Origin of the sequence: Bacillus sp. FSL P2-0099, assembly GCF_038007445.1 — a bacterium.
Classification (GTDB): Bacteria; Bacillota; Bacilli; order Bacillales; family Bacillaceae_G; genus Bacillus_A; species Bacillus_A mycoides.
Genome location: NZ_JBBOXE010000001.1, coordinates 1,272,859 through 1,286,173, shown reverse-complemented (window position 1 = coordinate 1,286,173; position 13,315 = coordinate 1,272,859). Strand labels below are relative to the sequence as shown.

Below are 13,315 nucleotides of genomic sequence, written 5' to 3'. Positions count from 1 at the left end.
TTTTTTATCATTATAATGAAAGCACTGTTACAACGTTTTTTATTATGACGAAATACGTTAACAGTTTGAGGGGGATTTCCAATGTTAGAAAAGCAAATTATTGATTCATTCGTATCTATTGTTGGCGAAGATAATGTAGATACATCCAATATGGGGCGTTTAACTTATAGTTATGATGCCACTCCAAACTTCCAAGCGATGCCTGATGCAGTCATTGCTCCTCGTAATACAAATGAAATAGCAGACGTGTTAAAAGTGTGTAACACTCATAAAATCCCCGTATACGTTCGCGGGTCTGGAACAAATCTTTGCGCTGGAACGTGTCCACTTGAAGGTGGTATCGTCCTTATTTTCCGCCATATGAACAATATTTTAGAAATTGACGAAGAGAATTTAACAATTACTGTACAAGCTGGTGTTATTACACTTGATATTATTAAAGCAGTAGAAGAAAAAGGTTTATTTTATCCACCAGATCCAAGCTCTATGAAAATTTCTACAATCGGCGGTAACATTAATGAAAACTCCGGCGGATTACGTGGTTTAAAATATGGCGTAACACGTGATTATGTAATGGGGCTTGAACTTGTCTTACCGAACGGCGATATCATTCGCACTGGTGGTAAATTAGCAAAAGATGTAGCTGGTTATGATTTAACTCGTTTATTTATTGGTTCTGAAGGAACACTTGGTGTTGTTACGGAAGCTATATTAAAACTTGTCCCTATGCCTGAAACGAAGAAAACGATGCTTGCGCTATATGAAGATATTAACGAAGCTGCTCGAGCTGTTTCTGCTATTATTGCAAATAAAATTATTCCGGCGACACTTGAGTTTTTAGATCAACCAACAATTGAAGTTGTAGAAGAGTTTGCACAAATCGGTTTACCAACTGACGTTAAAGCAATTTTATTAATTGAACAAGATGGCCCGCCCGAGGTTGTCAATCGAGATATCGAAAAAATGGCTAACGTTTGCCGTGCTATGAATGCGGTCGATGTTCGCGTTGCAAAAGATGAAGCCGAAGCAGATGCGCTTCGTACAGCACGCCGGAGTGCACTATCAGCACTTGCAAGACTAAAACCGACAACAATATTAGAAGATGCAACTGTACCACGTTCACAAATCGCTCCAATGGTTGAAGCAATTAATGCAATTGCAAAGAAATATAATATTCCTATTTGTACTTTTGGTCATGCTGGTGATGGTAATTTGCATCCGACTTGTATGACAGATGCCCGTAATGAAGAAGAAATGCATCGTGCCGAACAAGCTTTTGCTGAAATATTTGCGAAAGCGATTGAGCTTGGTGGTACGATTACTGGCGAACATGGTGTTGGCGCAATGAAAGCTCCGTATTTAGAAATGAAATTAGGTAAAGAAGGTATTGCTGCTATGCAAGGGATTAAACAAGCCTTCGATCCAAACAACATTATGAATCCTGGAAAGATGTTCGCGAAAGACTCTCGTAAAAGAGTGGTGGTTGAGCGATGACCACATTAAATAAAGAAAACATTCAAAAGGAATTTAAAGAGCGATTAAGTGAAGATGAACTACTAAACTGTATGCGATGCGGCTTTTGCTTACCAACTTGCCCTACTTACATTCAATCTGGGTATAAAGAATCACATTCCCCACGCGGACGTATCGCCTTAATGAAAGCCGTCGTTGATGGTTTAATTGAGCCGGATGAAGATGTTGAAGATACATTAAATGTTTGCCTTGGCTGCCGCGCTTGTGAACCTGTTTGTCCATCTGGTGTGAATTATGGACATTTATTAGAAGAAGCTCGTGATATTATTAATCAAAATAAAAAGTTCTCCATGCCCGTGAGAGCTGTTCGTAAAGTTGTTTTTGAAGGACTATTCCCGCATCAAAACCGAATGCGAACATTAACAGGACTAATCGGATTTTACCAGCGTTCTGGTTTACAAACGCTAACACATAAAACAGGTATTATGAAGTTATTCCCTGAAACACTTGCAACGATGGACCTCGTTTTGCCAAAAGTCCCTAAAATGAAAGCAATGAAAGATCGTCCTGAATTTTTACCTGCTGAGGTGGCAAAGAAGAAACAAGTTGCATTCTTCACAGGCTGTTTAATGGATACGATGTTTTTAGAAACAAATAACGCAACGATGAAACTTCTTCAGTTAGCTGGTTGTGATATCGTTATTCCGAAAACACAAAGTTGCTGCGGGGCATTACATGGGCATGCTGGTGAAAAGAGTGGAGCAAAAGAATTAGCAAAACGAAATATAGAAGCATTCGAAGATTTAAACATCGACTATATTATTACGAATGCAGGTGGTTGCGGAGCTTACCTCGTAGACTATGATTATCTGCTAAAAGATGATCCCAAATGGTCTGAACGCGCAAAGCAATTTGTTTCTAAAATTAAAGATATTACTGCTATACTAGTAGAACTAGATTTCCATAAACGTAATGACTTACGACTCACGCCGCAAATCATTACGTATCAAGACTCTTGTCATTTACGCAATGTTATGCGAACATCTTCGGAACCTCGTATGTTACTAGAGGCCATTCAAGACGCAACATACCGCGAAATGAAAGATGCGGACCGTTGCTGTGGTTCTGCTGGTATTTATAATATTGTCCATTCGGAGTTATCAATGGAATTTCTAGATTACAAAATGGACCGTGTACATGAAACAGATGCAGCGACAATTGTTACTGCAAATCCTGGGTGTCTATTACAAATGAAACTAGGTATTGAACGTGAAGGTCTTTCTCATAAAATGAGAGGAATTCACATTGTTGATCTATTATTAGAAGCAATTGAAACCAACTCGTAATAACTCGTAACATACGTAATAATAGGAAAACGGCTATCTCCTTCGTCTATGTAAAGAGATAGCCGCTTTTTTGTCCGCTACAACATTAAAAATATGTTACTTTATTATAAAAAAGAACAACAGAAACATTACAGTTTTGTAAAAATACATCCAGTATATTCCTCAAAAAAATGCTAAAATCATTGATACAATAGGATTCTTCATTTTTAATATAGGTACATTTATCCAAAAACACCCTCTTAAAACCAAGTATAAAAATGCTAAAAATTCCTTTTATACTCTATGTTTCTCTTATTTCATCCCTTTCCTCCTCTTAGGATAAATTAGGAAATTTTTAAGTCTATGAATTTTTTTCCATCTTTTTTCTCGCAAATTGTATGCTACGATGAATTGGTCAGTCAGACAGGCTGTCAAAAACAAATCGTGTGAAAACAAATTAAAACTTTATATAGGGGGACACACATCATGAAAAAGCGTGTTTTATTATCTGTAGCTGCTGCAACAGCTCTTACTTTAGGAGTATCTTCTTTAGATGCACAAGCTGCAACAGTACAACCATCTAACATAAAGGTTCAAAATATTCAGCATTCAAAAATGATGATGAAGCAAATGAGCCAACAAGAATTACAAGCATTCTTACAATCTATGGGAGTTGAATCATTAGCACAATGGAACCAAGGACAATTCCAACAAGATTGCTTCATTCCTGGTCAACAGCCTACTGAAAATGTTGTTACTGAACAACCAACAGCTAAGCCAGAAGCTCAAAAGCCTGCTGAGGAAACTCAAAAACCAGCTGAACAAAAGCCTGCTGAAGAAGTTGCTAAACCAGAAGCTCAAAAACCAGCTGAAAACAACAATACTCAAAACGAAACACAAAAACCAGCTGAGCAAAAGCCTGCTGAAGAAGCAAAATCTTTAAGCGAATTCGAACAACGCGTTGTTGAATTAACAAACGCAGAGCGTACAAAACAAGGCTTATCAGCATTACAAATCGATACTGAATTAAGCAAAGTAGCACGCATTAAGTCTGAAGATATGCAAAAAAACAACTACTTTGATCATAACAGCCCTACATACGGGTCTCCGTTTGACATGATGAAAAAATTTGGTATTTCTTATAAATCTGCAGGTGAAAACATCGCCCAAGGACAACGTACTCCAGAAGAAGTTGTACAAGCTTGGATGAACAGTGCCGGACACCGTGCAAACATCTTAAATAGTGGCTTCACTCATATCGGTGTTGGCTATGTAGAAAGCGGCAACTACTGGACACAACAATTTATTACGAAGTAAATAAAAAGAGAGTCTTCTAGGAGAAGACTCTTTTTTTATGTTTCATAGCTTTCTAATATGTATGCGTATAAAATGTAGAACATAAACAAAATAGCCCCGCAAATTATTACACTAATTAACAAGTAAAATCCCCACTTCAGGCTCAAAAGCAACGAAAATAATATGCTGCATGCCATCACTTGAAAGATTCGCCTACTAACTAAACGGATTTTTTGTAATTTGATCGGTTCTTTCTCTCTATCCTTCACCTTTTTAAACACTTTACTAAACATAAAAAGAAACATACTAATTCCAATCGTTAGTCCTGTCTGAAAGGATATAATACTTCCCAAATTAATAAAGAGAATTAGTATATGGACAAACATCATAAATAAAGTAATACTCTTTATAAATCCATTTATAATGAAATACTCTCCTTCATTAAACTTATATATATTATGTAAAATAACATATACTAATCCATGTAAAATAATAATAAGGACAGGGATAAATAATACGACAACTTGTTTACTCATAAACTCGTTCGCTCCACCATTCTCGTTCCAATGCACTGCCATACGAGTTGGTAAATATGGATAAATACATAAAGTAAGTAAAAGACAAGCGAAAAATATCCCTAGCATATATTTATATTTGATCAAGTAATTCTCACCTCTCTTTTCTCTTAACGGCTTCGCCTCTTTCAGAGAAATCCCTGCAAAAATCTACCTTTTTCAACTTTAAACTTACACTTTACCTATTTTCTCTTTCAAATTTTTTCATTGTATCGTTTAAATTTGTAGGGAAAGGTACGTCAACAACGATCTCTTCTTTCGTAATCGGATGCAAAAAATTAATCTTCATCGCATGTAACGCTTGCCCGGACATATATGTTGTTTGCCCACCATATAATACATCCCCAACTAATGGATTTCCATTATAGCTCATATGAACGCGAATTTGATGCGTTCTACCAGTTTCTAACTGTAACGTTACGAGCGTCGCATTTTGTTTTTTAAAATATTTCTCTACTTTATAATACGTTATAGCTTGGTCTCCCTTTGGAGAAACACGACGCCTTGTAGCATGATGTCGATCTCTTCCGATAGCTGCATCAATTGTCCCCTGCTTCTTTTTTATTTTTCCTTCAACAAGTGCCATATACGTTCTTTTGATTTTCCGTTCCATTAATAAACGATCCATAATTGCACCCGCAATTCTATGTTTTGCGAATACAACACCACCTGTCGTATCTTTATCTAATCTATGGATATGCCGAACCTTCGTCTCTAAACCTTGCATTTGAAAATGAAAAGCAACAAGATTGGCAAGTGTTCCCGTCCCATTTTTTTCAGAAGGATGTGTATCCATTTGCCCCTGCTTATTTACAATGAGTACGTGATCGTCTTCAAACACTACATTTAATTCACCATATTCCGGCTCTACGCCGTACTCCTCCTCCATAAACATATGAACTTGTAACTTATCTCCTTCTTTTAAAAGTTCATTCCATCTCCTTTGTTCTCCGTTAACCGTAACACCTTTTTCCATACGAAGCTGATGTAATAACTTTTTTGGTACTTCCCATTCTACTTTTAACAACGACTCAATACTTATACCATTCCACGTCGCTGGAACCGTAATTTCGCACCATTCGCCCTTTTTCTTTGTTTCCATACTATAATCACCTTATTTCTATTGATTCTCTCATTGTAACGGAAAACATACTTTGATGCACCGTCAAAAATAGAGGACAGTCTTATAATCGACTGTCCCCTCACGCTCTAAGCCTTTTCATCTCCTGCAACACTTCTTCAGCTTTTTGTTCATACAACAAATCTTTAAAGAAATCCGCCAATCGTTTATAGTCGTTGTACGTATCTAATAAGTCGTCTATTTTCTCTCCTTTCATAACTTGCTGCTTTTGCTTCATTTTTACTGGATAACGATACCCCGATACTTCTTGTATTTTGTAATACTCATCCTCTACTTGAATAACTTTTACAATTTCCTCTTCTTCCGCGTCCATCGTATACCCGTCAAATTCTCTAAGTAGTTCATAAATAATATGAGTCCATTCATCTTTTGGGTAAAACCCTTTTTCTAACCGATAACCGACAATGCGATACATATGCCCATCGTTTTCAGCAAACTGTACTGTATCATTTAGCTTAAACTTAAAATAACGAAACATTGCCTTCACCTACTTGTATGTAATCTTCTTATCACATACTATGCGCAAAATATAGGCCCTGCTATTCATAAAAAAAACTCATCTTATAGATGAGTTTTTTTATGATGATTTTTCTCTTTTCTTTCGAAATGGTAGCCACCAGTTCCAATCCCCAAACAATTTCATTAAACTTGGTACGAGCATGAGACGGATAATTGTTGCATCAAGAAATATTGCTAATGCAACCCCAAGCCCCATCTGCTTTACTGGTAAAATATCAGTAAAGGCGAACGCACCGGTAACAACAATCATAATTAAAGCGGCGGACGTAATAATCCTACTTGTCGAAACAAGCCCTTCTAACGTTGCTTGATCGTTATCTCCTGTTTCTTCATAAAGCTCATGAATACGTGAAATAAGAAATACTTCATAATCCATGCTAAGCCCAAATACGAGGCCGAAAATAAAGATTGGTAATACAAATAAAACTGAACTCTCTTCTAATCCGAAATGACCACCTTCAAATAACCAAATTACAATTCCAATTGTTGCACTTAAACTAAGTACGTTCATAATAATAGCTTTAATTGGAATGAGTATAGAGCGGAATGCGAATAATAAAATGACAAAGGTTGATCCAAATATAACAGACATACCAATTACAACTTTATCTTTAATTTCATCTTCTAACTCTTGCTGGAACGTCGTCATACCGCCCAAATAATAAGTAACATCATTTTCTTTATAATTCTTTTTGAAATCACGAACCCATTGTTTTGCGGTTTCTGTACTTGGCTTCGTATCCAAAAAGACTTCCATTGTTGTTTTATTCCCTTTCGTATACGCTTCAAATACAGGAGCTATTTTCGCAGCCTCTGGCGACTGTAACATTCCAGCAACTTGATCTGCTTTCATTCCATTTAGCCCGTCATATACACTTTTCACCTTATATACTTGCTTATCGTCTTTTAACTTTTGAACAACAGCTTCTATCTTTTGTAAACTTTCTTTTTCTGTTATATCTTTCTTCGTCTCTACTACTAATGTCACATCAGCGTGTGTTTGGACAGTTTTATTAAAGGCTTCTTCATACTTCTCAAATGCAACTCTCGTATCACTCTTTTCAGGTAACGCTTCAACACCAGGAAACTGCAAGTTAGCTGTACGTAGCGGTAATAAACAAATAACAATAAATGTTGTAACAACAATAATCATGACGATTGGATGTTTCATTACAAACTGTGCAAATTTACGCCATACATTTGATGGCGTAGGCGCCGCCTGATTCTTTTTTAATATCCTTTTACCAATTAAAGATAATAGCGCCGGAAGAAGTGTGAGCGAAAACAAAATGCTCATAATAACGACAATCATCCCGCTAATAGCAACAGACTGAATATAATCTATCTTAAAGAAAAATAAGCCTGATAAACCGACGAATACACATAACCCTGAAAATACGATAGCACGCCCTGCCGTTTGATACGTAATCGCTATCGCTTCTTTCACTGTTCTCTTCGCAACTTCCTCTCGAAAACGATTTACAAATAACAGTGCGAAATCAATTGATAATGCGAGCCCAATCATCGGTGCAACATTTAACACGAAAATAGATAGCTCTTTATCACTACCTATAAAATATAAAATCCCCATCGTACTAATGACACTAAGCGCGCCATTTACAATCGGTAAAATAGACGCAATCAGACTACCAAATGAGAATAATAGTACGAGAAAAGCAATAGGTAATCCAATCATCTCTGCTACTTTTAAATCATTTTGCGTTCTTTCATTAATCTCTTGATTAATTTTCGGATATCCTGTCGGTGTTACTTTTAATACGCTATTACTTTCCTTCTCGATTTTCCCGGCAAATTGTAATGTCTTTTCCATTCGTTCTTTATTTGTTTTCCCGGAAAATAAAATCGTCGCATAACCGATATCATCTTGTAACATCTCTTTATTTTGCATTGGATGATGGAAAGATTCGTATTTTTCTTTCTCTTCAATTTGATTTATTATCCCCTCTATACGCTTTTGGAACTCCTCATGCGAAGTATCCTTTTCCTTCTCAAAAACGAGTAAAAGTGTATCTTGAGACTGCTTAAAATCCTTATCTAAAATTTCTTTCGTCTTTTGATAATCCCCTTCTGTTTGGAAACCATCACCGCCCAATACTCCTGGAAGTTTTGGAGCAAAAATACCGAGCACTATCGCAAGTAGTAGTAATGCTACAATTACTGTATAACGAAATTGATACAAAAAAGTTCCTAACTTCCCCCACTTATCAATTTTATGTACATTTGTCTTCACACATTTTCACCTACTTTATATAATTCACTTGTCATTTATACTTTATCACATCTCCCCATAAACAAAAAACGTCTAGAAAAACTATAATACTAGTTTTTCTAGACGTTTTTTTATCTCTCGTTATTAAGTCCCAATCTCTCGGTAAGTAAACGATGACAATAAATTGCGATGATTAACAAAATGCCACCTGCACAGTAACCAGCTAAAATATCAGTCGGGTAATGAACATTTAAAATAACTCTACTTAATCCAATCAATATAATTAATATGCCCATCGAAATCGTAATACCACATTTTCCAGCTACACTCTTCAAATTGGCAGCAATGATATAGGCAAGAAAACCGAATGTTATAATAGATAGCATTGCATGTCCGCTTGGGAAGCTATACCCAAGTGCGTCAAGTGCCTCATTTAATGATGGGCGGTCTCTTTTTACAATTTCTTTTATTCCCTTATTAACAAGGTGTGTCGTTAATATAGCCATTGGATACACAATCATAGCAGCATAATAACGCTTTTTCCAAAAAACGAGCAAGCTTATAATTAGTGTCGTTATAACTCCAATTGCAGATCCTAGCTTTGTAAAGTATGAGAAGAATGTAAGTGAGCTTTCCGTTTGCAATCCTTTTACCATATCACGTACGTATGTATCCATCATTGTAACACCACCTACATATACCCTCCAAGCGATGATGCTAAATAGAACAAACAATAAAATGATACACATTAACTCATACTGATGTAACTTTTTCTTCAATCGACTTCCTCCTACTATGAAAAAATGCGATTTCTACTTTAGAAACCGCATTTTCTTACTTATTTACCTTTTGTTTTCAGCTCTGTCCAGTAGCGATCGTAGTCTTTTAACTTATCGTCTACATCAACAAGCCACTCTGTACGATCTAATTCTTCTTTTGTTAAGAAGATCATGTGATTATCACGATATTCTTTACTATGAAGAGGATGAGCTTTTTCATTTGGATTACTGTAACCAATTGACTCGTAGTTTTTCACACTTACTTTTTCATCTAATAAGTAGTTCATAAACTTCTCTGCAAGCTCTTTGTTTTTTGCACCTTTTGGAATTGCTAACGTGTCAGCCCAAATTGTGCCGCCTTCTTTTGGTACAACGTATCCTACATCTTTATTGTCTTTCGCGATGAATGCTGCGTCTCCAGACCATACAGTCCCGATCCAAGCATCTTCTGTAATGAATTTTTGTTTAATGTTATCTGTATCGAATGCTAATAAGTTTGGAAGTAGCTTCTGCAAATCAGCAGACGCTGTCTTTAACTGTGCATCCTCTTTCGTGCTATTAGAGAAACCATTTTTCTTAAGTCCCATTCCTAATACTTCACGAGAATCGTTTAATAAAGTAACATGTCCTTTATATTTCTCGTTCCATAAATCATTCCAGCTTGTAGGTGTTTCTTTCACATACTTTTTATTGTATGCAATTCCTGTTACACCCCAAGTATATACTAGAGAATACTTATTCTCTGGATCAAACGCAGGTGTTTTAAAGTTAGAAACAAGGTTCTCGATGTTCGGGATATTCTTCTTATCTAAAGGCGCTAATAAGTCCATCTTCGCCATCGTTTTCACCATGTAATCAGATGGCTGAATTAAATCATATGTCGCGCCACCAGCTTGTAATTTCGCAAGCATTTCTTCATTACTTGCATATTTATCGTAGTTAATTTTCACGTTATATTTCTTTTCAAAATCTTTTAAAACTTGCTCATCAAAATTGTCAGCCCAGCTATAAATGTTTAATTCTTCTTTTTTCTCACCACAACCAGAAAGTACACCTGCAGCAAGACTGAAGCTAATTGCTATACCAGCTAATCTCTTCACTAATTTCATCGGTTTATTACCTCCTCGTTCTTTCTATATCATTCGTATTATAAAGGAAGGTGTCCTCCAGAGTTCTCTTCACCGTCTGCACCTTTATTACGGAAAATTTCCGATAGCACCATTAATCCTACAATTACAACAATTAATATTGTAGAAAGAGCATTAATTTCAGGCGATACTCCACGCTTAACCATACTATAAATGTATAATGGCAATGTTGTTGATCCTGGTCCTGATACGAAGAAACTAATTACAAAATCATCAATCGATAATGTGAATGTTAATAATGCGGCTGAAATAACTCCTGGTGCAATTGCTGGAAACGTTACATAACGAAACGTTTGCCACGGCGTTGCTCCTAAATCGTTTGCAGCCTCTTCTAAATCACGTCCCATACCAGAAAGACGTGCCGCTAAAATAACAACAACAAATGAAATACTGAATGTAATGTGTGCAATAATAATTGTTGTTTTTCCAAGTTCCATACCTAATTGACTAAATAGGATAAGTAAAGATAATCCCATTAAAATATCAGGAATTAAAATTGGTAAATATACAAGACCGTTAATAGCCCCTTCAAAACGATATTTGTAACGGTGTAATGCAATAGCAAAAATCACACCAAGAACTGTCGTCACAATTGTCGTTATAACAGCAATCGTCATACTATTTACAAACGCATCAATAACATCTTGTTTTTGAAATAAATCTGTATACCAATGGAGTGTAAAGCCCTCCCATTCCGCATTAATGCGAGAATCGTTGAAGGAATATACCATTAAAACCATCATTGGAAAATACAAAAACAATAAGATTAACCAAGAATAAGAAACTAAAAACTTCTTCATTTTTGCCTATTCCCCTCCGTTTCCATCATATTTATATACTTTCGTTGCACGATAATATAAGTAAATTAACAGAACAGAGAATAGAACAACAATCATAGATAACGCGGAACCAAACGGCCAGTCACGTGAACCTAAGAATTGGTTTTGAATTACGTTTCCGATTAATGCTACTTTCGATCCACCCATAACGTCTGATACAACAAACATTCCGATAGAAGAAACGAATACTAAAATAGAACCAGTTGTAATCCCTGACATCGTCATCGGTACTGTTACATTCCAAAATGCCTTTACTGGTGTTGCTCCTAAATCATAAGCCGCCTCTAGCTTACGCTTATCAAGCTGCTCAATTGCTGCATACACTGGTAAAATCATAAATGGTAATAAAGAATATACCATTCCGAGTATTACAGAAGGCGTATTATATAGCAGATTTAAAGGTTCACTAATAATACCTAGTTTCAATAGCAATGTGTTTACAAGACCTTGTGAACGTAAAATAACAATCCATGCGTATGAACGAACAAGAAAGTTAATCCAGAACGGAATCGTTGCCAATAATAGAAGGATAGAACGATATTTACGATCAACAATTGTAATTGTATAGGCGAATGGATAACCGATTAATAAACATAGTACTGTCGTAATAACAGCTATCTTCACTGTTTCCCATAACGTCCCCATATATAATGGATCAAACACACGTGCTATGTTATCTAATGTAAATTTCATTTCCACTGTCCCGTATGCTCCGCGCTGCATGAAGGCAAATGCTAATACGAACAGAAGTGGAATTAGGAAGAAGAGTAACAGCCATACGACTGTAGGTAATGCGAGTAATTTCCCTTTCTTCAATTTAAGGTCACCTCGTCCTCTTGCTCCCAGCCTACATATACATTATCTCCAATGCTCCACTGCGTTGCTTCTTCAGCAGTTTGGTATGCCATTAGTAATTCCGCTGTTTTCTCCTCACGTACATATAGCTTTTCCATATTTCCAACAAATTCAATATCTTCAATATGTCCAAGATGGTATTCTTTTAAAATTGGCTCTTCAACCGAGCGAACTTTTACATTTTCAGGGCGAACTGCTACGTAGTTTCCCCCATTTTTCACGATATTATTTTCACCGATGAACGTCGCAACAAACAATGTTTTCGGCTTATTGTAAATTTCCTTAGGCGTGCCGACTTGTTCGATATGCCCTTTATTCATAACGACAATACGATCACTCATACTCATCGCTTCTTCTTGATCGTGCGTTACATATATGAACGTAATTCCTAAATTACGTTGTAAGTTTTTCAATTCACGTTGCAAATCTTTTCTTAACTTAAAGTCAAGCGCTCCAAGTGGCTCATCTAATAGTAATACACGTGGGTTGTTTACAATTGCTCTTGCAATTGCTACACGCTGCTGCTGTCCACCAGAAAGCTTCGAAGGTTTACGATTACGGAACTCAAGTAACTGCGTTAAACGCATTGCCTCTTCCGCACGTTCTTTCTGTTCTGCTGCTGATACTTTTTGCATTTTCATACCGAAACAAATATTTTTTTCAACATTCATATGTGGGAATAGTGCGTAATGTTGGAACACTAAATTCATATGACGCTTGTATGGCGGCAAATCGTTAATCTTTTCATCATCTAATAAAAGATTCCCTTTAGTTGGGGTTTCAAATCCTGCGATCATACGAAGTAAAGTCGTTTTCCCGCAACCACTCGGTCCTAAAATTGTTAAAAATTCTCCTTCTTTAATATCTAAAGAAAGAGGGGGGATAATCACTTGATTTCCAAAATGTTTTTCTACTGCTTCAACTTTAATAATCTTTTTCATTTTCCCGTCCTATCTACCTTAAATTTTAATTTTTATATTCATGAATAAATATTTATGTTCTATAGACTATTTTTTTGTTTCGATCCAAACAAAAATGGTTGTTTAGCAGCGTTCTCTTCTATTCTTTATGTAGTATGTTTGATTCATTTTCGCATGATACATATGTCGAACAGAAAAACCCCTTCAGTTGCGAA

Annotated in this window: 12 protein-coding genes; 3 read left to right on the top strand and 9 right to left on the bottom strand. The window is 36.2% G+C overall.

The window, feature by feature from the left end; translation table 11 throughout:
• Positions 1 to 81: 81 nt before the first annotated feature.
• The 3 genes from glcD (at position 82) to MKY90_RS06565 (ending at position 4,115) form a co-directional block, all read left to right on the top strand.
• On the top strand, positions 82 to 1,494 hold the full coding sequence (glcD, locus tag MKY90_RS06575) for a glycolate oxidase subunit GlcD (RefSeq protein ID WP_002030532.1): 1,413 nt from the start codon (positions 82 to 84) through the stop codon (positions 1,492 to 1,494).
• Positions 1,491 to 2,819: a (Fe-S)-binding protein gene (locus MKY90_RS06570; RefSeq protein ID WP_215598940.1), complete on the top strand. Its 1,329-nt coding sequence runs from the start codon at positions 1,491 to 1,493 to the stop codon at positions 2,817 to 2,819. The genes glcD and MKY90_RS06570 overlap by 4 nt, the downstream gene beginning before the upstream one ends.
• A gap of 465 nt (positions 2,820 to 3,284) precedes the next feature.
• Positions 3,285 to 4,115: a CAP domain-containing protein gene (locus tag MKY90_RS06565; protein WP_002030537.1), complete on the top strand. Its 831-nt coding sequence runs from the start codon at positions 3,285 to 3,287 to the stop codon at positions 4,113 to 4,115.
• 35 nt (positions 4,116 to 4,150) lie between these two features.
• On the opposite strand, the gene MKY90_RS06560 is transcribed toward MKY90_RS06565, so the two are convergent.
• The 9 genes from MKY90_RS06560 to potA all read right to left on the bottom strand — a co-directional run bounded on the left by MKY90_RS06560 (position 4,151) and on the right by potA (position 13,121).
• Positions 4,151 to 4,756, bottom strand: coding sequence for a DUF1648 domain-containing protein (locus MKY90_RS06560; protein WP_098167305.1), 606 nt, complete (start codon positions 4,754 to 4,756; stop codon positions 4,151 to 4,153).
• Between the two features lie 91 nt (positions 4,757 to 4,847).
• Positions 4,848 to 5,771, bottom strand: a complete 924-nt coding sequence (locus MKY90_RS06555; protein ID WP_033730630.1) for an RluA family pseudouridine synthase — start codon at positions 5,769 to 5,771, stop codon at positions 4,848 to 4,850.
• 100 nt (positions 5,772 to 5,871) lie between these two features.
• Complete coding sequence (locus tag MKY90_RS06550) at positions 5,872 to 6,288, bottom strand: hypothetical protein (protein WP_002011605.1); 417 nt, start codon at positions 6,286 to 6,288, stop codon at positions 5,872 to 5,874.
• A 99-nt stretch (positions 6,289 to 6,387) separates the two neighbouring features.
• A complete protein-coding gene (locus tag MKY90_RS06545; RefSeq protein ID WP_341090852.1) occupies positions 6,388 to 8,580 on the bottom strand; it encodes an MMPL family transporter in 2,193 nt (730 codons plus the stop codon).
• A gap of 110 nt (positions 8,581 to 8,690) precedes the next feature.
• Positions 8,691 to 9,338 carry a phosphatase PAP2 family protein gene (locus MKY90_RS06540; protein WP_341090851.1) on the bottom strand — a complete coding sequence of 216 codons (648 nt, stop codon included), beginning with the start codon at positions 9,336 to 9,338 and terminating at the stop codon, positions 8,691 to 8,693.
• A 59-nt stretch (positions 9,339 to 9,397) separates the two neighbouring features.
• Entirely contained in the window at positions 9,398 to 10,447 is a 1,050-nt protein-coding gene (potD, locus tag MKY90_RS06535; RefSeq protein WP_063217405.1) for a spermidine/putrescine ABC transporter substrate-binding protein PotD, read from the bottom strand.
• 38 nt (positions 10,448 to 10,485) lie between these two features.
• Positions 10,486 to 11,286: a spermidine/putrescine ABC transporter permease PotC gene (gene potC, locus MKY90_RS06530; protein WP_002011483.1), complete on the bottom strand. Its 801-nt coding sequence runs from the start codon at positions 11,284 to 11,286 to the stop codon at positions 10,486 to 10,488.
• A gap of 6 nt (positions 11,287 to 11,292) precedes the next feature.
• A complete protein-coding gene (gene potB / locus MKY90_RS06525; RefSeq protein WP_002126118.1) occupies positions 11,293 to 12,141 on the bottom strand; it encodes a spermidine/putrescine ABC transporter permease PotB in 849 nt (282 codons plus the stop codon).
• On the bottom strand, positions 12,138 to 13,121 hold the full coding sequence (gene potA / locus MKY90_RS06520) for a spermidine/putrescine ABC transporter ATP-binding protein PotA (protein WP_002126115.1): 984 nt from the start codon (positions 13,119 to 13,121) through the stop codon (positions 12,138 to 12,140). The genes potB and potA overlap by 4 nt, the downstream gene beginning before the upstream one ends.
• Positions 13,122 to 13,315 lie beyond the last annotated feature (194 nt).